The organism is Streptomyces sp. NPDC000229 (assembly GCF_040300825.1).
Classification (GTDB): domain Bacteria; phylum Actinomycetota; class Actinomycetes; order Streptomycetales; family Streptomycetaceae; genus Streptomyces.
Genome location: NZ_JBEPEL010000075.1, coordinates 12323 through 32615 on the forward strand (window position 1 = coordinate 12323; position 20293 = coordinate 32615).

16 protein-coding genes are annotated in these 20293 nt (G+C 73.2%); 8 read left to right on the plus strand and 8 right to left on the minus strand.

Annotated elements, in window-relative coordinates; all coding sequences use genetic code 11:
- Positions 1 to 8 precede the first annotated feature (8 nt).
- A complete protein-coding gene (locus ABT360_RS27950; protein ID WP_351822210.1) occupies positions 9 to 1349 on the minus strand; it encodes a M20/M25/M40 family metallo-hydrolase in 1341 nt (446 codons plus the stop codon).
- Positions 1342 to 2175: a M55 family metallopeptidase gene (locus tag ABT360_RS27955; RefSeq protein ID WP_351822213.1), complete on the minus strand. Its 834-nt coding sequence runs from the start codon at positions 2173 to 2175 to the stop codon at positions 1342 to 1344. The genes ABT360_RS27950 and ABT360_RS27955 overlap by 8 nt, the downstream gene beginning before the upstream one ends.
- 419 nt (positions 2176 to 2594) lie before the next feature.
- On the opposite strand from ABT360_RS27955, the gene ABT360_RS27960 reads away from it, so the two are divergent.
- Positions 2595 to 3338, plus strand: coding sequence for a 2OG-Fe dioxygenase family protein (locus ABT360_RS27960; protein WP_351822216.1), 744 nt, complete (start codon positions 2595 to 2597; stop codon positions 3336 to 3338).
- Here ABT360_RS27960 and ABT360_RS27965 read toward each other — a convergent pair.
- Both ABT360_RS27965 and ABT360_RS27970 read right to left on the minus strand, forming a co-directional pair.
- On the minus strand, positions 3325 to 4446 hold the full coding sequence (locus tag ABT360_RS27965) for a carboxylate-amine ligase (RefSeq protein ID WP_351822219.1): 1122 nt from the start codon (positions 4444 to 4446) through the stop codon (positions 3325 to 3327). The two genes, ABT360_RS27960 and ABT360_RS27965, sit on opposite strands and share 14 nt — an antisense overlap.
- A 78-nt stretch (positions 4447 to 4524) precedes the next feature.
- Positions 4525 to 5064 (minus strand): hypothetical protein, encoded by a 540-nt coding sequence (locus ABT360_RS27970; RefSeq protein ID WP_351822222.1) that lies wholly within the window; start codon positions 5062 to 5064, stop codon positions 4525 to 4527.
- 193 nt (positions 5065 to 5257) lie between these two features.
- Between ABT360_RS27970 and ABT360_RS27975 the strand changes: the two genes are divergently transcribed.
- Complete coding sequence (locus ABT360_RS27975) at positions 5258 to 5821, plus strand: hemerythrin domain-containing protein (protein WP_351822225.1); 564 nt, start codon at positions 5258 to 5260, stop codon at positions 5819 to 5821.
- A gap of 549 nt (positions 5822 to 6370) precedes the next feature.
- Here ABT360_RS27975 and ABT360_RS27980 read toward each other — a convergent pair.
- From ABT360_RS27980 to ABT360_RS27990, 3 genes are all read right to left on the minus strand, one after another.
- On the minus strand, positions 6371 to 8836 hold the full coding sequence (locus tag ABT360_RS27980) for an ATP-binding SpoIIE family protein phosphatase (protein WP_351822228.1): 2466 nt from the start codon (positions 8834 to 8836) through the stop codon (positions 6371 to 6373).
- 102 nt (positions 8837 to 8938) lie between these two features.
- Entirely contained in the window at positions 8939 to 11347 is a 2409-nt protein-coding gene (locus ABT360_RS27985) for an MFS transporter (protein ID WP_351822231.1), read from the minus strand.
- 646 nt (positions 11348 to 11993) lie between these two features.
- The gene (locus ABT360_RS27990) at positions 11994 to 12437 is read right to left on the minus strand and encodes an SRPBCC family protein (RefSeq protein ID WP_351822233.1); all 444 of its coding nucleotides are present in this window, start codon (positions 12435 to 12437) and stop codon (positions 11994 to 11996) included.
- Positions 12438 to 12579: 142 nt separating this feature from the next.
- On the opposite strand from ABT360_RS27990, the gene ABT360_RS27995 reads away from it, so the two are divergent.
- The 4 genes from ABT360_RS27995 (at position 12580) to ABT360_RS28010 (ending at position 16315) form a co-directional block, all read left to right on the plus strand.
- Complete coding sequence (locus ABT360_RS27995) at positions 12580 to 13617, plus strand: Rv2578c family radical SAM protein (RefSeq protein WP_351822236.1); 1038 nt, start codon at positions 12580 to 12582, stop codon at positions 13615 to 13617.
- A 135-nt stretch (positions 13618 to 13752) separates the two neighbouring features.
- Positions 13753 to 15336 (plus strand): alpha/beta hydrolase, encoded by a 1584-nt coding sequence (locus ABT360_RS28000; protein ID WP_351822239.1) that lies wholly within the window; start codon positions 13753 to 13755, stop codon positions 15334 to 15336.
- Between the two features lie 38 nt (positions 15337 to 15374).
- Complete coding sequence (locus tag ABT360_RS28005) at positions 15375 to 15788, plus strand: RidA family protein (protein WP_351822242.1); 414 nt, start codon at positions 15375 to 15377, stop codon at positions 15786 to 15788.
- Entirely contained in the window at positions 15785 to 16315 is a 531-nt protein-coding gene (locus tag ABT360_RS28010) for a GNAT family N-acetyltransferase (protein WP_351822245.1), read from the plus strand. The genes ABT360_RS28005 and ABT360_RS28010 overlap by 4 nt, the downstream gene beginning before the upstream one ends.
- Before the next feature lie 24 nt (positions 16316 to 16339).
- Here the strand turns inward: ABT360_RS28010 and ABT360_RS28015 are convergent, their stop codons facing one another.
- Positions 16340 to 16927, minus strand: a complete 588-nt coding sequence (locus ABT360_RS28015; protein ID WP_351822257.1) for an adenylosuccinate lyase — start codon at positions 16925 to 16927, stop codon at positions 16340 to 16342.
- Between the two features lie 450 nt (positions 16928 to 17377).
- Here ABT360_RS28015 and ABT360_RS28020 point away from each other — a divergent pair, with 450 nt between their 5' ends.
- Together ABT360_RS28020 and ABT360_RS28025 are read left to right on the plus strand one after the other, a co-directional pair.
- Entirely contained in the window at positions 17378 to 19159 is a 1782-nt protein-coding gene (locus ABT360_RS28020; protein WP_351822248.1) for a 3-hydroxyacyl-CoA dehydrogenase family protein, read from the plus strand.
- A 103-nt stretch (positions 19160 to 19262) separates the two neighbouring features.
- Positions 19263 to 20081, plus strand: coding sequence for a TetR family transcriptional regulator (locus ABT360_RS28025; RefSeq protein ID WP_351822251.1), 819 nt, complete (start codon positions 19263 to 19265; stop codon positions 20079 to 20081).
- The last annotated feature ends 212 nt before the right edge of the window (positions 20082 to 20293 follow it).

The window sequence follows — 20293 nt, forward strand, 5'->3', positions numbered from 1 at the left end:
ACTTCCCCCTAGGCGGTCTGCAGATAGTGGTCGAGGACGCGGATGCCGAAGTGCAGGGCCTCGACCGGGACGCGCTCGTCGACGCCGTGGAAGAGCGCCTGGTAGTCGAAGCCGATGGGCAGCCGCAGCGGCGAGAATCCGTAGCCGGTGATGCCCAGCCGGGCGAAGTGCTTGGCGTCGGTGCCGCCGGACATGCAGAACGGGATGACGTGCGCGTCGGGCTCGAAGTGCTCCAGCGCGGCACGCAGCTTGGCGTACGTCGGTGAGTCGACGGGCGCCTGGAGCGGAATCTCCTGGTGCTGGAACTCCCAGTCGACGTCCGGTCCGGTCAGCATGTCCATCGTCTCGGCGAACTCCAGGTCACCACCGGGCAGTACGCGTCCGTCGACATGGGCGGTGGCGACGCCCGGGATCACATTGACCTTGTAACCGGCGTGCAGCATGGTCGGGTTGGAGCTGTTGCGGATGGTCGGCTCGACGAGTGCGGCGGCGCGGCCGAGCTTCGCCAGCAGCGCGTCGGCGTCGAAGTCGTCCGCGTCGAGGTCGGGCTGGAGGCCGTGGAGTGCGGCCAGTTCGGTGAGGGCGGCGCGGACGGTCGGGGTGAGCCGCACCGGCCACTCGTGCCGGCCGATGCGGGAGACGGCCTCGGCCAGGCGGCTGACGGCGTTCTCCCGGTTGACCTTCGAGCCGTGGCCCGCCCGTCCCTCGGCGGTCAGCTTGAGCCAGGCGGTGCCGCGCTCCCCCGCCCCGATCGGGTAGATCTCCAGGTCGGGTCCGGCGTGGAAGGTGTAGGCGCCGGACTCTCCGATGCCTTCCGTGCAGCCCTGGAAGAGGTCCCGGTGGTGGCGCACCAGGTAGGCGGCGCCGTCGGCGGCGCTGGCCTCCTCGTCGGCGGTGTACGCGATGACGATGTCGCGCCGCGGCCGGATGCCGTGGCGGGCCCACTCGCGGACGACCGCCAGGATCATCGCGTCCATGTTCTTCATGTCGACGGCGCCCCGGCCCCACACCAGTCCGTCGCGCACCTCCCCGGAGAAGGGGTGCACGTCCCAGTCGTCGGGGTCGGCCGGCACCACGTCGAGGTGGCCGTGGACGAGCAGCGCGTCGGCGGACGGGTCGGTGCCCTCGATGCGCGCGACCACATTGGTGCGGCCCGGTGTGCGTTCCAACAGAGCCGGTTCCAGCCCGGCCTCGGCGAGCCGCTCGGCCACGTACTCGGCGGCGGGCCGCTCCCGGCAATCGCCGCTGCCGTGGTTGGTGGTGTCGATGCGGATGAGCTCGGAGGTGAAGGTCACCACCTCGTCGAGCGCCTGCGAGTCCGTGTCGAACGGTGTCGTCACGTCAGCCATACTGCTCCTCCACTGCGGCCGAGACGATCGTGGTGACCGCCTTGAAGGCGCGAATGGCCTCGTACATCGTCTCGCTGGTGTACGCGACGCGCCGTTCCCCACTGGCCGCCACGCCCGGAACGACGGTGGCGGCTGCCGCGAGATGCTCCGCGTCGAACTCCAGCTCCACGGTGAACGGCCCGCCGCGCACCGGTTCGTACCGTACGGCGAGAGCGGTCGCGTCCTTGGCTGCGGCGCGGATGTCGGCGGCCGTCCGGGTGGGGGTGCGGCACACCGCGGCGTACCGGGAGACGTAGTCCTTCACGGCGACCTTGCGGGCCTCCGGCGCGTACGCGAGGGCGTCCTCGCAGGTCAGGTCGTCGCCGGTGACGAGGATGACGGGGACTCCGTACTCGGCGACGACATGGGCGTTGAGCATGCCCTCGCTCGCCCGTACGCCGTTGAGCCAGACGCCGGTGATGGAGTTGGCGAGATAGGTGTGGGCGAGGACTCCTTCGCTGCCCGCGCCCGTGTGGTAACCGACGAACGCGATGCCGTCCACGTCGCCGTGCTGGACGCCCTCCACCATGGAGAGGGACTTGTGCCGGCCGGTGAGCATCTCGGCGCGCTCGTCGAGCCGTTCCAGCAGGAGATTGCGCATGGTCCAGTGCGCTTCGTTGATGAGGACCTCGTCCGCGCCGCCGTCGAAGAAGCCCAGCACAGCCGCGTTCACATCGGACGTGAACAGGGACCGGCACCGCTCCCACTGGGAGGTGCCGGGCAGCACGTCGGCGGGCCAGGTCACACCGGTGGCGCCTTCCATGTCGGCGCTGACAAGGATCTTCATGCCTCGAAACCGTACGCGGTCCTGCCCCGCCTGCCCAGGCCTGTGGATAACTGTCGGCCGGGGTCGGCTGCGATCTGCCGTCGGCGCGGGACGGCACCGCGAGCGGCGCGCAGCCATGTGCCGGATGTGAGCCGACGGTGCGCCGACGGTGCGCAGGATGTGAGCCGACTGTGCACAGGTCGCGCGCCGCGCGTGCGCCAGTGCGCCGGGCGCACGCCGATGCACGCCGGATGCACGCCGGGACGCCCCGGGGCACGCCACGGGTGCGCGGCGGGTGGCGCCAGGCCGGCCCCCGACACGCTCCACAGTGCATGGCGGCTGCACGCCGGGACGCCCCGGGTGCGCGCCACGGGGGCGCGGCGGACACGCTCGAACGCACGCCGGATGCGGACTTCCGGTCATCAACGGAACATGGACCCATGGACGACCTGGCCAATGACAGGACCGCGACGCACACCGCCCCGGTCGTCGCCGCCCACGAGGCGCTGCTGTCGACGGGCGCGTATGTGATGTCTCCGGCAGCCGTCTCGGAATGCCTCGGGACGGACGAGCACGACTGGGCCGCCTTCGCCGCCCACTGGGAAGACCTCGCCCCGGACACGTACGCCGCCGAGCGGGGAACGCGCCGGCTGCGCCGCTACGGGCACTTCTCCCTCTCCCGTACCGGGGAACTGACCCTGCTGCCGCACCTCGCCTTCGTACAGCCGGAGGAGACCAACCCGCTCTACGTCGACGTGGACCGGCACTTCGAGCCCCTGACCGACGCCTTCGTGGCCGATCCGCTGCTGACGCCGCTGCTGAGGATGCTGGGTGACGTGGCGGGCTGCCTGGACGACGCCGCCGACTGGAGCGTGAAGGTCCACCCGTTCCGGGTCATCGCCTCGGACGACAGCCAGGGCGCCCCCACCCCGGAGGGGAGGCACCGCGACGGGGTCACCCTGGTGACGTCCCTGCTGATCGGCAGGGACAACGCCACCGGCGGCGAGAGCTCGGTGTACGGCCTGGACGGCGCGGAAGTGCTCACCACCACGCTCAGCGAGCGGGGCACGCTGCTGCTGGGCGACGACCGCTCCACCCTGCACGGCGTGTCGCCGATCCGCCCCGTCGACGCGACCAGGTCCGCCCACCGGGACGTCCTGGTCACCACCCTCACGGCACGCTGACGCAGTCGGTTGCGCGCACCAGCGCGTCCACCACCCCGGCCGGCCCCGCCTCGCCGCGGGCCCAGGCACGCTGCCGTTCGGCGCCGGTCCCCCGGGCCGCGAGCCGCCGCAGGAACGCCGACACCTCACCCATGTCCCCGTACGCCTCCAGCACCGGCCGCACATGCCGTACGAGCCGCTCCGCCTGCTCAGGGGCGGGCAGGACGCGCCCGGTGAGGGCGTCCACACCACTGCCGGGCCAGCCGTCGCGGGCGGCGCGCCAGTAGGCGGCGCGCAGCAGTTCGGCGCACCCGCGAGGGCCCGGGTCGCCGCGTACGACCTGGCCCGCCGCCGTCACCACGAGCGCCCTGATCAGTGCCGCCAGGGCCACCGTGTCGTCGATGTCCGCGAGGACGTCCATGGAGCGGACCTCCAGCGTCGGCAGGCGCGGGTTGGGCCGGAGGTCCCAGAACGGCATGCCGGGCTCCAGCATCGCCTCCGACTCGGCCATGGCGGCGGCCAGCCGTTCGTGGTGGTCGAGCGATTCCGCGTACGGAGGTGGCCCCAGGCACGGGAAGCGGCTCCTGATGACGGACCGCCAACTGGCGTAACCCGTGTCGTGCCCCTCGTGGAAGGGCGAATTCGCGCTCAACGCCACGAGGAGGGGCAGCCAGGGCCGGAGGTGGTTGCCCACCAGGACGGCGAGTTCCTTGTCCGGCAGGTGCACATGGACGTGGAGGGCGCTGATGGCGAAGTCGTCGAGCATGGCGCGGTACTGGTCGGCCCCCGCGCGGTAGCGGGGGTGGTCGCCGATGTCCGCCCTCCGCGACACCCCGAGGACGGGCGTCCCGGACGCGCACAGGCGCAGCCCCTCGGCACGCGCCGCCGCCACCGCCGCCGCCCGAACCCGGTGCAGCTCCTTGCGCAGCTCCTCGGTCCCCGCGCACGGCGGGGTCTTCCCCTCGATCTGGTACTCGGTGAACTCACCGGAGACCAGGTCTCCGACCATGGCGGAGGCCCGGGCCACGACCTGCGCGCCGGCGGGTTCCACGCCGCGCGTGCCGGGGTGGACGAGGAAGTACTCCTCCTCGACGCCGAGCGTGGGCGCGTTGTTCTCCCAACCGTTCACCGCTTCAGCATCACGCGTCCTGGCGGCCCTGTCGCGTGGAACGGCGGGGGAAAGGCGGTGGATCCGCGGAAGGGTGGTTCAGCCCGTGAGCGACGCCGGTCCGGGGGCGAGCCGGGCGACGAGCTGGTCGCGGTGCAGCTCGGCTATGGGCGCCAGCAGGTCCGGGTGGCGCAGGAGCGTGGCGGCCCGCCGGTCGTGCTCGTCGGGGTCCACCAGGCGCCGGAACTGGACCGGCGCGCCCGCCGTGTGCGCCGACCCGGCGAGCGCCTCCGTGGCGGCGGCGGCCAGCTCCGGTTCGCTGAGCAGGGACGCGGCCCAGCTCGCGACGACCTCGTCGACCCAGGTACGCCACGCCTCCGCGTCCTCGTCGCCATCGGTCTCCGCGGCGTCCGCGCCCGTGACGCCGTCGAGCCGCCCGGAGCCGCCCGGCCCCGCCACGGCTACCAGGGCGGCGTCCATCGCGGTCGGGTAGCGCAGCCACGCCGCGACCGTGACGGCCTGCCGCGCCTGCGCCTCGGCCAGGGCGCGGTCGAGTGCGCCGCCGCCCGGCGGATACGCGCGTGTCAGCCACTGCGCGGTCGCCGCTATGAGCGGGGAGAGCGAGAAATCTGCGGGCACGGCTGATCCATCCGAATTCACAGGGTGGGAGGCGGACGGAAAACGTACCGCTGGAATCCGGGAACGGAAATGACGCAGCTCACGCCCGGGCGGCGCGGGAGCGACACGCTGAGCGCACCGCAATACGCAGGGCGGGGGCGCGGCGGCGTTTCATTGGGGAAATCCGGAAAAACCCGCGCGGAGGAGTAACGGCATGGGACACGGTGGAGATGTCGTCACCGAATTGAGCAACGACCACGAGGAGGTGGAGGAACTCTTCGCCACCATCGAGGAACTGCCGGCCGGCGACAGCCGGCGCAAGCACTACGCCGACCAGGTCACCATCGAGCTGGTCCGCCACTCGGTCGCGGAGGAGGCCTACCTCTACCCGGCGGTGCGCGAGCACGTCCCGGGAGGCGACGCGCTCGCCGAGAAGGAACTGGCCGATCATGCGACCGCCGAGCGCATCATGAAGGAACTGGAGGGGTGCGAGGCGGGAAATCCGCAGTTCGACGTGCTGGTCAACCGGCTCATGGCGGAAATCCGGTCGCACATCACCGACGAGGAGAACAATCTTTTCCCGCGTCTGCGTGAGGCGTGCTCCGCCGACGTGCTCGCCGACCTCGGCGACAAGGTCCGCCAGGCCAAGAAGACCGCCCCGACCCGCCCGCACCCCTCCGCCCCGGACAAGCCCCCCGCCAACAAGCTGCTCGCCCCCGGCGTCGGCCTCGTCGACCGCCTCCGCGACGCGATGACGGGCCGCGGCAAGGACTCCTGACGCCCCGCCCCGGCCCGGTCTCGCTCCCGCCCGGCCGCCCCGGGCACCACGCGGCTCACCGGACCGGCCGGACGCCCCGGCTCGCCGAGGTCGACGGGCCAGGGCGGTCCGGCCGCCCCGGGTCGCCAGGGCGCGCGCCGGGAGGGCCGCAGCGGGCCGGGCGCCCCCGAAGGGGCCCATGGGACGCCGACGGGGCGGGGCACTGGCACCGGCGGGCGGGGCGCTGGCAGGGCGGCGCACTGGCACCGGCGGGTGGGGCACTGGCACCGCTGCGGGCTCACCGGCGGGGGGCGCCTGCGTCGCGGTCGCCGGGCCGGCCGCAAGGGGCGGGACGCCGACGGGCCGGCGGGGCGACCGCCCACCGAAGGTCGGGCCGCCGCGCTGGGCGGACGGCGCCCGCGCCGAGGCGCCCGGGCAGCGCCGCCGGGCGGCCGCCACAGAGGCACCCGCCGCGATGGCGTCACGCGCCCCGGCCGGCCAGCAGCCGGTCCAACCGGGGCGCCTCCTTCCAGAAGCCCTCCCAGGCGTCCCTGTAGCGGCGGGTCGTACTCACGCCCCGCTCCTCTTCCTCGGCAGCGCCAGCTCGCACCACACCGACGTCCCGTCCCCCGTCCTGCTCGCGCCCCACTCGGCGGCCAGGGCGCTCACCACCCGCAGCCCCCGCCCGTACTCGTCGGCGGTTCCGGCACTGAGCAGGGCCGGCAGGGTGTGCCCGTCGTCCGTGACCTCGCACAGCAGGGCCTCCGTGCGGACCAGCCGCACCGCGATCCGGCGCGCCCCCTCGGCGTGGAGTACGGCGTTGGTGACCAGTTCGCCGACGACCAGCCGTGCGGTCTCCACCGCCTCTTCCAGCCCCCATTCGGCCAGCCGCTCCCCCACCAGCCGGCGCGCCCGTGCCACCTCGCGCGGCTCCGGGGCCAGCTCCCATCGCGCGACGTCCTCGGGGGCGATCCCGCCCAGCCGGGCCATCAGCAGGGCGACGTCGTCCCTGCGGCCGCCACGGGCGCCCAGCGCCCGGATGATCGCGTCGCAGGCGTCGTCCATGGAGGCCGCGGGGTGGGCGGCCGACTCGCAGAGCGTGGCGAGGCCCACGCCGATGTCCTCGCCGCGTACCTCAACCAGCCCGTCGGTGCACATCACGAGCCGGTCACCGGGCGCGACCGGTACCCGTACGGTCTCGAACGGCACTCCTCCCACGCCGATCGGGGCGCCCGTCGGCAGGTCGATCAGGTCGCTGCGCCCGTCCTCGGCGCGGACGATCACCGGCGGAACATGGCCTGCGTTCGCCATCAGCAGCTCACCGGCGACGGGGTCGTACACGGCGTACAGGCAGGTCGCCAGGTAGTGCTCGCCGAGCCGCTGCGCCAGGTCGTCGAGGTTGCGCAACAGCTGGGCGGGCGGGAGGCCGAGTCCCGCCATGGTCTGTACGGCGGTCCGCAACTGGCCCATCATGGCGGCCGAGTTCAGGCCGTGTCCCATGACGTCGCCGACGACGAGGGCGGTGCGGGAGCCGGGGAGCTTGATGGAGTCGAACCAGTCGCCACCCACCCGCCCCAGCAGGGTGCCCGGCAGATAGCGGGTGGCGGTGTCGCATCCGGCCAGGCGCGCGGGGACCTGGGGCAGCATCGCGTCCTGGAGCAGCTCGGCGACGCTCTCCTGGTACGTGTACATGCGGGCGTTGTCGAGGACGAGCCCGGCGCGCGCGGCCAGCTCCGCGCCGGTCACCCGGTCCATGTCGTTGAACAGGGCGCGTCCGGGGTGGCGCAGCAGGATCATGAACCCCAGCACCACGTCGCGGGCCTTCAGCGGCAGGACCAGCATGGAGCGGCCGTTGATCAGCGGCCGGATGTCGCGCTTCTCGAACTGCGAGGCGATGGCCGTGCCCATCTCCTCGCTGATCCTCGGTACGAGGACGGGCTCGCCGGTCGTCATGCACTGGAAGAACGGGGTGTGCACGGGGAACGGCATCGACTCCCCGACCGGTACGACGTCGTCCCAGCGGCCCGGTTCGTCGACGTGCTCGACGGCGACCCGGTGCCACAGGGTGGTGGCGTCCGGCGGGCCGTCCGGGAAGCCCTCGCCCGCGACGACCTGTTCGCGCAGATGGGTTCCGGCGACGTCGGTGAAGCGCGGCACGACCGCGGCGCTGACCTCCTGGATCGTACGGGCGAGGTCGAGGGAGGAGCCGATACGGCCGCTGACCTCGTTGAGGAACTCCAGCCGCTCGCGCACGGCGGCGTACTCGAGGTCCTGCTCCACGTCGTGCGCCGGGTTCCGCTCCGGGCCGTCTCCGGCGGCACGCACGCGTGCGGCGCGTTCCGCGCGCCGGGGCACACCCCAGTCCGGTGTGACGGGCACGCGGTCGTGGTGGCTGAATTCGAGAACGGGGTAACCCAGTTCGAGAACCTGGGAGACGATCCGGGTGGCCTGGCGGACGCTCATGTTCGGCAGGATCTCGGGGAGCCGGCGGGCCAGCTCGTCGGAGCCGGGAAAGTCGGTGTGCAGGGCGAAGCCGGGCGCGATGCGCTCGAAGTGCTCCTGGCCGGCGGCGTCGCCGCGGAACTGCGCGGTGTCCGCCGCGAGGACGAGCAGCCGTTCGGGGCCGGGGCCGACCAGGGGGTAGGCCCACCACAGGACGTCGGTGCGCTCCCCGCCCGGTTCGGAGAGCCTGGCGCGGCCGGCCGCCGGGTAGGAGGCGAGCCCGCCGAGGGAGGCCTCCAGGGCGGGCCCTGGGTCGTCGTCCGCGGGGTACGGACGGTTCCGGTCCAGCACGTCGTCGTCCGCCGCGTACGGACAGCTCCGGTCCAGCGCGCCGGAGACGGGGAGCAGTTCGGCGGCGGGCTGCCCGAGCGCGGCCTCCTTGGCATGGCCGAACAGCCTGCGCGCGCCGGTCGACCAATGGGACACCAGGCCGTCGCCGTCGACGACGACCACAGCAAGCGGAATCCGTCCCGCCGCGCCGATCGCGCCGGCCGGACCCGGCGCGGGCCTCGGCTGCGGAACGCCACTGTCCATGATGGGAGGCTCCTTCCCGGCGCGCCGCGGACCCGCGGCCGTGTCCCCACGGTACGGCCCGTGCGCCGTTGTGCGCCGGGCATCAACGGAACTGACTTACCGTCAATCCTCGTGGCCCAGGCGGATATCGCGCTCGGTGCGGCCGCCCCCGGCGACCTGCAGCACGGTGGCCAACGGCGGGTACCCGGCCGCGATCACGGTGTACTCGCCGGACGAGAGGTCCACGAAGCGGAATGTGCCGTCGGGGCCCGTGATGAGCGTGTCGACGACGTTTCCGGCGGCATCGAGCAGGGTCACCCGCGCGTCCTCCACGGGCCTGCCGCCGGGCGCCCGTACCGTCCCGCGCAGCACCGCACCACCGGCGAGCTCGATGTCCTGCCGGGTCTCGCGGGCCGCCTGGACGGTCACGGGCAGGGCTGCGGGCCGGAAGACGGGGGCGCTCACGGCCAGGGTGTACTCCCCCGCGACGAGCGCGGTGAGGACGTAGCTCCCGTCGCGCCCGGTGCGGGTGCCGGCGACGACCTCTCCGCGTACGTCGGTGAGGGTGACCGCGGCATCGCGTACGGGCGTGCCGTCCGCGGTCTGGACGGTCCCTGTCAGGCGGCCGGCGCCGCCGAGGACGACGTCGATCTCGACGGGTCGTTCACCGACCGTGACGGGCACGGCCTGGGGCTGGTGCCCGCCGGCCGCCGCGATCATCACGTACGAACCGCTGCCCGGAACGCTGAGCGCGTAGCGCCCGTCGTCACCGCTCGCCCCGCGCCCGACCTGCTGTCCCTGCACGTCGATGAGGGTGAGGGCGGCACGCGGCACACATGTCCCGTCGTGGTGCTGGACGGTGCCGCAGACCGGAACTCCCGCGCGGGGGCCCGGAGCGGCGCGGGGCGGGGGCACGGCGGTGGGGGCGTCGTGGGTCACCAGCGGTTTCTCCTTGAGGAAGAAGGCGATGAGCAGGCCGAGACCGAGCACCGGCACCAGGTGGAGGAGGGTCCTCGGCATGGTCTCGGCGTACGCCTCGATGTACGCGTCGCGGAGGGCGGGCGGCATGGCCCTGACCGCGTGCGGGGTGACCGCCCACGGGCCCGGCAGGTCGGCACCGGCGGGGAGCCGGCCGCCGAGGGCGTGGTCGAGGCGGTGGGCGAAGGCGGCCCCCAGGGCGGCGGCGCCGACGCAGCCGCCGATCCACCGGACGTGGGTGTGGGCACCGGTGGCGGCGCCCAGGGCGGCGGGTGGTGCGGCGTTCTGGACGGCGAGGACGAGGGCGGGCAGGACGAGGCCGATACCGATGCCGAGCACGGCCTGCCAGACGCTGTGCGTCAGGCGCGGCGTGTCGGGCTCCAGCCGGGACAGCAGCCACATGCCGACCACCGACACGGCACCGCCCAGCACCGGATGGACCGTGTAGCGGCCGGTCCGGCTGATGAGGTGTCCGGAGAGGAGGGAGCCGGTGACGACACCGGCCGCCATGGGCAGCATCAGCAGTCCGGCTTCGGCGGCGTCCGCACCGCCGGTCAGGCGGAAGAAGGCGGGCAGGCAGTCGGCCACGACGAAGAGCGCGACGCCGGCGGCGGCGCCGACGAGGCCGCCGACCACGAAGGTGGGGTCGCGGAAAAGCCGGAGCGGGACGACCGGTTCGGGTGCGTAGTTCGTCACGACGACGAACAGCAGGATGGTCCCCGCCGCGCCGCAGGCGAGCCCCAGGACGACGCGGGAGTTCCAGGCGTACTCCGTACCGCCCCAGCTGGTGAGCAGCACCAGGAAGGTGGAGGCGGCCGCGAGCAGGAGCGCGCCGAGGACGTCCGGGCGCCTGCGGGCGGCGGACTTCGGCGGTGCGAGCGGTGGGAGGGCCGCGCCGACGAGGAGCAGCGCGACCAGTCCCGGTGGGACGGTGACCCAGAAACACCAGCGCCAGGTGAGGTTTTCGGTGATGAGCCCGCCGAGCAGCGGACCGGCGAGCGTGGCGAGGCCCAGGACGGCACCGACGAGGCCCAGGAAGCGGCCGCGCCGGCGGGCGGGGACGAGGTCCGCGGTGATCGCCTGGGCGCCGGCCAGCAGGCCGGCTGCGCCGACGCCCTGGACGGCGCGGAAGGCGATGAGCTGGTCCATGCTGCGCGACCAGCCCGCCAGTGCCGAGCCGGCCAGGAAGACGACGAGGGCGAACTGGAAGACGCCCTTGCGCCCGTAGAGGTCGCCGAGCTTGCCGTGAACGGGGAGGGTGACGGCGACGGCGAGGAGGTAGGCGGTCACCACCCAGGGCGCCCGGCCCCGCCCCTGGAGGTCGCCGCCGATCGCCGGAAGGGCGGTGGGTGCGATCAGCTGCTCCAGCACGGCGAGCAGCAGGGCGAGTACGAGCCCGAGGAAGACGAGGCGTACGCGAGCGGGACCGAGCGGGGTGGCATCCCCGGCACGTGCCCCGCCGCCCGTCCCGGCGCCGCCGTCCGGCCCGGCACCCGGTCCGTCCCGCCCGACCTGCCCACCCGGCCCGGCACCGCCGCCCGGCCCGGCCCCCATGCACCGGCCCGCTACACCGTCCCGCCCCGTTCCCCCGTCCCGCGCTGCGCCTGCGTCCGGCCCCGGAAGCGCCGCCCCGGCCGCCCCAGAAACCGCCGCTTGAGGCACCGCCCCAGAAAAAACCGCCCCAGAAACCGCCACCCCGGCCGCCGCAGGGGCCACTCCAGGGGACGTCTCCGGGGCCACCACCCATGGGGCGGTTTCGGAGCCTCGCCCAGGGGAGGGGTGTCGGGCGCCGTCCGGTGCGGGCCCTTGCAGGCCGACGGACATGGGCGGCCGGGAGAGGGCGCCACCGACGCGCCCGGAGTCGGCCCCGGAGCGCCTGCCCGGGGCGGGGCGAGTGCCCGGCCCCTGGGCAGGTACTCCGGACTGCCCCCGGGCAACTGGTGTGTGGCCCTCGTTCGCCGGCCTGCTCCCACCCACGAACCTGCTCCCCTCAGTCGCGCCGACACGGCGCGCCATTCTTCGCATTGCGCGCCGAGGGGGAGCAAGCGGGCATTACGCGGTCACGGGTGGGGGCGGGCGCCCGGCACGCGGAGCGTCGCTGCGCTCATCAGGCGCTTTCCCGCGGCCCTTCACGCGCCCGGGTGTGCCCACGCCCCGGGGAGTCGAAGGGAAGACCACCCGAACCGGTGACCATGACGCGTTACTTCTCGACCTCGGCGGCGAGGTTGGCGAGCACCTGGTCGTAGATGCGGCCGAGCCCCTTGGGGGCGAAGGTCTTCTCGAAGAACCCGCCGATACCGCCCGCGCCGTTCCACACAGTGGTGACGACGGCCTTCGACCTGCCCTCACCGGCCGGCGTGACGGTCCAGGTGGTGACCATGGAGGAGTTGCGGTCCTTCTCGACGAGCCGGCCGTCGCTGGGCTCGGTGACCTCCAGCAGGCAGTCCCGGATGCGCTTGCTGGTCGCCTGGAGCTTCCAGTGGACGAGGGTGCCCTCACCGTCGCCACCCTCGCGCACCTCGTACTCGCTGAAGTGCTCGGGCAGCAGCTTCCCCCGGGTCTCCTTGTAGTCGGCCAGCGCGTCGAACACCGTCTCCGCGTCCGCCGCGATGACCCGCTCCGTCGTGGCCTCGACCTGCGCCATGCCATGTCCTCCAGCACTCGTTCCTAAGGGGAGGCACAAGCCAACCACCTGCGCGGTGGCCGCCCAAATCCGGGAGGCCGACCCGAGGCGATCATGGGAACAAGTGTTCTATTGTGTGGGCAGTGCTACCGAGGAGGCGTCCATGCGATGGGACAACCTGAGTGAGACCACCACCGGGGACACCGTGCTGTTCGGTACGGACGCCGTGACCACGCGTACGTTCGACACCCCCGAGTTCCGGGGGATCACGTTCCACGAGGTGCGGGCCCGGTCGATCCTGAACCGGGTGCCCGGCGCCTCGCGTATGCCGTTCGAGTGGACCGTCAACCCGTACCGGGGCTGCACGCACGCGTGCGTGTACTGCTTCGCGCGCAAGACGCACAGCTATCTCGACCTCGACACCGGCCTCGGGTTCGACTCGCAGATCGTGGTGAAGATCAACGCCCCGGAACTGCTGCGCAAACAGCTCGCCTCACCACGCTGGCAGGGCGCGCACATCGCCATGGGCACGAACGTCGACTGCTACCAGCGCGCCGAGGGCCGCTACCAGCTGATGCCCGGCATCATCTCGGCGCTGCGCGACCACGCGAACCCGTTCTCCATCCTCACCAAGGGGACGCTGATCCTCCGCGACCTGGACCTGCTGCTCCAGGCCGCCGAGGTCACCGACGTCGGCATCTCCGTCTCCGTGGGCTTCACCGACGGCGAACTGTGGCGGACCGTCGAGCCCGGCACCCCCGCCCTGGAGCGCCGCCTCGACGTCGTACGCACACTGACCGACCACGGCATCGGCTGCGGGGTGCTGATGGCCCCCGTGATCCCCTTCCTCGGTGACCACCCCGACCAGCTGCGCGCCACCGTGCGCGCCATCGCCGCGTCCGGGGCGACGTCGGTCACGCCGCTCGTCCTGCATCTGCGGCCGGGGGCGCGCGAGTGGTTCATGACGTGGCTGAACCGGCACCATCCGCACCTGGTGCGGCGGTACGAGCGGCTGTACGCGGAAGGCGCCTACGCCCCGAAGTGGTACCAGCGCCGGATCACCCGTCAGGTGCACGAACTGGCGGACGAGTGCGGCATAGGCCCCGCGCGGCGGGGTGCTTCCCGGCGCGTCACACCGCCGCCCGTCACCCCGGAGCGGCAGCCCTCCAAGCCGGGGCCCACACAGCTCACCCTCCTCTGATCGGGTCAAGTCCGACCGAGGCGTGCCCGTCCGGGGCCGAATGCGGGGACGATCCGCCGAGGGCCGCGTGCCCACGCGACCCCTTGTCGCGGCCCATGGCCGCGACCCGTCGTTCCGCTCGCTCGGGAGGCCCGTATGCAGAAACGCGCAGGAGTGCTGATCGCCGCCGGGGCGTTGATGGCGGGTGCGGTCACCGCCGTGCCTTCGGCCGCGGAGCCGGCCGCCAAGGAGCCGGCGAGTCCTCTGGCGTGGCAGGGGTGTGCCACCAAGCAGTACCCGAGGCTCCAGTGCGCGACGGTACGGGTGCCGTTGGACCACGACGACCCGGGCGGCGAGCGGATCACCCTCGCGCTCTCCCGCATCCCGCACACCGCGAAGACCTTTCAGGGGCCCCTGCTCGTCAATCCCGGCGGTCCGGGGGCCAGTGGGCGCTCGATGGCCGGGTTCGTGGCGGCGTCCCTGCCGGAGAAGGTGGCGGCGCAGTACGACGTCATCGGCTTCGACCCGCGGGGCGTGGGCGCGAGCAGGCCGGCGCTCGACTGCAAGCCGGGCTACTTCACGCCCGTACGGCCGGACTCGGTGCCGCGCGACCAGCGGGACGAGCGGGTCAACCTGGCCAGGGCCGCGTCGTTCGCCAAGGCGTGCGGAGACAAGTACGGGGCTCTGCTGAGGCACATGAGCACGGTGAGCGTGGCCCGGGACCTCGATGTCGTACGGCAGGCGCTCGGCGCGAAGAAGATCAACTACTTCGGGTACTCGTACGGGACGTACCTCGGCACCGTCTACGCCAAGCTGTTCCCGCACCGCGTGCGGCGGGTGGTCCTGGACTCGGTGGTCGACCCGCACGGGGTCTGGTACCGCCTCAACCTCGCACAGGACCTGGCCTTCGACGCCCGCCACAAGGCGTTCATGGCGTGGGTGGCCAAGCACCACAACGCCTACGCTCTGGGCACCGACCCGGCGAAGGTCGAGGCGCGCTGGTACGCGATGCGGGAGGCGCTGCGGAAGAACCCCGCGGGCCGCAAGGTCGGCCCGGCCGAGCTGGAGGACACCTTCCTGCCGGGCGGGTACTTCAACGGCTTCTGGCCCACGCTCGCCGAGGCGTTCTCGGCCTACGTGAACGACGGGGACCCTGACCCGCTCGTCGCGGCCCACAAGGCGCTGGCCGCGTCCGACGCGGCGGACGACAACAGCTACTCGGTCTACGCGGCCGTGCAGTGCCGCGACGCCCGCTGGCCCAGGGACTGGGGTGTCTGGCACCGCGACAACTGGGAGGTGTACGGCAAAGCACCCTTCTCCACCTGGAACAACGCCTGGTACAACGCGCCCTGCGCCTTCTGGCCGGTCGCGTCCATGGCGGCGCCGGAGCTCACGAACGAAGCCCTGCCGCCGGTGCTGCTGTTCCAGGCGACGGAGGACGCGGCCACTCCGTACGAGGGCGGCGTCTCCGTCCGCAGGAAGCTGCGCGGCTCCAGCCTGGTCGTCGAGCGGGGCGGCGGCAACCACGCGATCACCCTGGGCGGCAACGCCTGCCTGGACCGGCACCTGGTGCGGTACCTGGAGACGGGCGAGGTCCCCCGGGCCGGCGGGCAGGGAGCCACGGTGGACGCGGTCTGCGCGGCGGTGCCCGATCCGCAGCCGGCCAGGACGGGAGCCGCGGGGCCCGCGGGGCGGACCGGCGGCGCGGCGCTCCACGGGCTGCTGGGCCACGGGGGCTGACCGGCCCATTGTCAGTGGCGTGCGCCAGGATGAGGCACATGAGCACTCACCTCACCCATGTGCACGCCCCTGACGGGGTCGCCCCCGGTTCCGGATACAGCCATGTCGTCTGGGGCAGCGGCCGGTTCATCGCGATATCCGGCCAGTGCGCCTTCGACGCGGACGGCCGGGTGGTGGGTGAGGGTGACGCGGGCGCCCAGGCGCGCCAGGTCTTCGACAACCTGCGGCGGTGCCTGGCCGCGGCGGGCGCCGGTTTCGACGACGTGGTGAAGCTGACGTTCTTCGTCACGGACGTGGCCCATCTCCCGGCGGTGCGGGCCGCCCGGGACGAGGTGATCGACACGGCGCGTCCGCCGGCCAGCTCGGCGGTGCAGGTGTCGGCGCTCGTCCGGCCCGAACTGCTCGTGGAGATCGAGGCGTTCGCGGTCCTTCCCGAGGGCCCCCGGCCATGACGGACGCCCCCGTCCGGATCCGGGACATGGTGGAGGACGATTGCGAGGCCGTCGCCGAGGTCCGGGTGCGCGGCTGGCGATTCGCCTACGAGGGTTTGATACCGGCCTGGTACCTGCGGGCGATGAGCGCCGAGGCGGACGCGGAGACCCGCCGGAGGCACTTCGCCCAGGACGGTGCCCGTCACGTCAACCTCGTGGCGGAACGCGCCGGTTCGGTGGTGGGCTGGGCCTGCTACGGGCCGTACCGGGACGGGCAGGCCGCGACCGGGGAAGGCGAGCTGTACGCGCTGTACGCGCGGCCGGACCAGGTGTCGACGGGTGTGGGGCGCGCGCTCATGGACGAGACGGTGGCCCGAGCGGCGGCCGACGGGTACCCGGCACTGCGGTTGTGGGTGCTGAAGGACAATGCCCGCGCGCGGCGCTTCTACGAGAAGGCCGGGTTCGCGCCGGACGGAGCGGAGGAGCCCTGGCATGTGGCGGGGGTCACGGTGTCGGAGCTCCGCTACATCCGTCGCCTGTCACCCTGAGGACCGGCCCCCGGACGTGCTCCGTCAGCCGTGCGGCTCGGCGCTCGGGGGCAGCCGCCTCAGGGCCGTCGCGGCGGCTGCGGCGAGCCGGGGACGGGCGCAGGCGGCTTCGAGGACCGGACGGGCCCGGGGGTCGCCCAGGGTTCCGAGCCCTTCCGCGCAGGCGACGCCCACCCGCCAGTACGGGTCGCCGACCGCCAGGCGGCGCTCCAGGACGGTGATCAGCGCCGGTACGGACTCCGGTGCGCGCAGTTCCGTGAGCAGCCGGACCGGCAGCAGGGCGTAGGCGACGCGCAGTTCGTTGGTCGCGAGCGCGGCCGCCGCCCTCGGGGTGCGCGGATCGCCCAGCCGGGCCAGGGCGTACGCGGCGGAGACACAGCGCTCCGGGTCCCGGTGGTTGAGGAGGAGCACCAGCGCCTCGAAGGCGCGCCGGTCGCCGGCGAGGCCGAGCCGGAAGGCCGCGATCTCCCGGGCCCACAACGGCTCCCCGGGCCGGACGAGGACGGCGGCGAGCTCGTCCAGGTCCGGGGCGCTGAGGAGCCGTTCGTACGCGGGCGCCCCGCCGGCCTCCTCGCGCAGCCGATGCGTGAGCGACCTGAACTCCTCGTCCACGGTGTCCGCCGGCTCCGTGACGTCGGTCGGCCGCGGGCCGCCGCTCCCGGCCACAGGCACCGCGTCGCCCCCATGCCCCACGCCGTCCACGAGCCCCGCCGCGTCCCTCGCATCCATGGCGTCCATGGATGTCAGTATCCGGCCCGACCGCGATCCACATCACACCTTTCCCGCACTTCGCAGGACTGGCGCGCTCGTTACTCGCCAGTTAATCTCAGGTGAGCGGGCTACACCCGCACCCCTCACGGCGGCCTGGTGACGCAGCCGCCGCGAGTGCCTTGTCGGTTCGGCACCTTGTACGACGTGACTCCGGGACAGAGTCCGCCGGTTCTCTCCTCACCGCGACAGCACGCCCTGCGCGCGATCCGCACGCACCCGCGTACGCCCCCTTCCCGGCCGTACCCACGCGCGCGCCCCTCATCAGTCGTCACTCATCCCTGGAGTCCCGTGATGGACACCCCTCTCTCCACCATCGCCGTCGTCGGTCTCGGCACCATGGGCACCGGTATCGCCGAGGTCCTGGCCCGGGCCGGGCGCGAAGTCATCGGCATCGACATCAGCGAGGCCGCCGCCGCCCGCGCGATCGCCACCCTGGAGGCCGCCACCGCCCGCTCCGTGGCGCGGGAGCGGATCACCGAGGAGGAGCGACGGGACATCCTCGCCCGGTTCCGTGCCTTCTCCGACCTTCAGGCGGCGGCCGACGCCGACCTCGTCATCGAGGTCGTGCCCGAGTCGTACGAGGTCAAGCAGCAGGTCTTCCGGGCACTGGACTCCGTCGTCCGCCCCGAGGCGATCATCGCCACCGGTACGAACGCCCTGTCCGTGACCCGGCTCGCCGCCGACTCCGCGCACCCCGAGCGGGTGCTCGGCCTGCACTTCTTCAACCCGGCTCCGGCGATGAAGCTGGTCGAGGTGGTCTCCTCGGTGCTGACCGCCCCGCAGGCCGTCGCCGCCGTCACCGACCTCGCCCACCAGCTCGGCAAGGAGCCCGTCGCGGTCGGCGACCGGCCCGGTTTCGTCGCGGACGGGCTGCTCTTCGGCTACCTGAACCAGGCCGCCGCGATGTACGAGGCCAAGTACGCCTCCCGCGAGGACATCGACGCCGCGATGAAGCTGGGCTGCGGCCTGCCGATGGGGCCGCTCGCCCTGCTCGACCTGATCGGCATCGACACCGCCCGTACCGTCCTGGACGCCATGTACGCCGAGTCCCGTGACCGGCTGCACGCCCCCGCGCCGATCCTGAAGCAGCTCGGCGAGGCGGGCCTGACCGGCCGCAAGTCGGGACGCGGCTTCTACACGTACGAGGCGCCGGGCAGCGGCGTCGTGGTCCGTGACGCCCTGACCCCGCTGGAGACGGCCTCCACGGGTGGCGCCCGGGAGGTCCGCTCCGTCGGCGTCGCCGGCTCCGGCACCATGGCGAGCGGTATCGCGGAGGTCTTCGCCAAGGCCGGGTACGACGTGGTGCTCGCCGCCCGCTCCCTGGAGAAGGCCGAGACCGCCAAGGCCCGGATCGCCAAGTCCCTGGCCCGCTCCGTCGACAAGGGGCGGATGACCGCCGAGGCGCGGGACGAGACGCTGGCCCGTGTCACCCCCGCCGGTTCGCTGGACTCCTTCGCCGAGGTGGACCTGGCGGTCGAGGCGGTCGCCGAGGACCTGGAGATCAAGCAGCAGCTGTTCGCGACCCTGGACAAGATCTGCAAGCCGGGCGCGGTGCTGGCCACCACGACTTCCTCCCTCCCCGTCGTCGCCTGCGCCCGCGCCACCTCGCGCCCGCAGGACGTGATCGGGATGCACTTCTTCAACCCGGCACCGGCGATGAAGCTGGTCGAGGTGGTCCGTACGGTGCTCACCGGTGACGACGTCCACGCCACCGTCCGCGAGGTCACGGCGAAGATCCGCAAGCACCCGGTGGACTGCGGCGACCGGGCCGGCTTCATCGTGAACGCGCTGCTCTTCCCGTACCTGAACAACGCGATCAAGATGGTCGAGCAGCACTACGCCTCGCTCGACGACATCGACGCCGCGATGAAGCTGGGCGGCGGCTACCCGATGGGGCCCTTCGAGCTGCTCGACGTGGTCGGGCTCGACGTCTCGCTGGCCATCGAGAAGGTGCTGCACGCCGAGTTCCGCGACCCAGGCCTGGCCCCGGCGCCGCTCCTGGAGCACCTGGTGGCGGCGGGCTGTCTCGGCCGGAAGACGGGGCGTGGCTTCCGCGAATATGCCCGGCGCTGAGCCGTACGGGGAGTGGGGCGGGCTGCTCGACGGTGCGGGCGGCCCGGCCTCCCGGTCGGCCCCACAGGCGCGCTCTCCTGCACAGATGCAGTACGTTCAGGTCATGTCCCAGCCCGCCAAGTCACCCCGTGCCACCGCCACGCCCGAGGCCCCTGAGAGCGCCGCGGGCAACCGCGCCGCCGCCCAGCGGCTCAAAATGCGCCGCGAGCTGGCGGCCGCGGCCATGGAGCTCTTCGCGACGAAGGGGTACGAAGCGACGACGGTCGACGAGATCGCCGCCGCCGCCGGGGTCGCCCGGCGCACCTTCTTCCGCCACTTCCGCTCCAAGGAAGAGGCGATCTTCCCCGACCACGACGACACCCTGGTGCGGGCGGAGGCGGTCCTCAACGCCGCCCCCGCGCACGAGCACCCGCTCGACACGGTCTGCCGTGGCATCAAGGAAGTCATGAAGATGTACGCGGCATCCCCCGCGGTCTCGGTCGAGCGCTACCGCCTCACCCGCGAGGTGCCCACCCTCCGGGAGCGGGAGATCGCCTCGGTGGCCCGTTACGAGCGGCTGTTCACCCGCTATCTGCTGGGCCACTTCGACGAGCGGGACCACCACGACGGCAATGACGACCCGCTGCTGGCCGAGGTGGCCGCGTCGGCGGTCGTCACGGCGCACAACCATGTGCTGCGCCGCTGGCTGCGGGCGGGCGGCCAGGGCGACGTGGAGGCGCAGCTGGACCACGCCTTCGCCATCGTCCGGGACACGTTCGGCACGGGCATAGGGGCGGGGCGCGCCGCCGGAGCGACGACCCCCACCAAGCCCCCCGCCGCGACGGCGAGCACCACCGGTGACGTGCTGGTGACGGTGGCCCGCACGGACGCCCCCCTGGACGAGATCATGCGCACGATCGAACGGACCCTCAACGCCCGCTGAGCCCGCCATTCCCGGCTCGGCCCCCCATGGGGGCCCGCCGGGCCTCACAGGCCGCACCAGGCCTCCGGCTCCTCCGGCGGGCCGGCCCGCCCCAGGCGCACGGGGCTCAGCGGCTCACCGGTGCCCCCGCCTCGCACCTCCGCCCGCCCGGTGAGGAAGGGCCACTTGAACTCGATGCCCTCGCGCCGCACGGGGTCTCCGTCGACCATCTC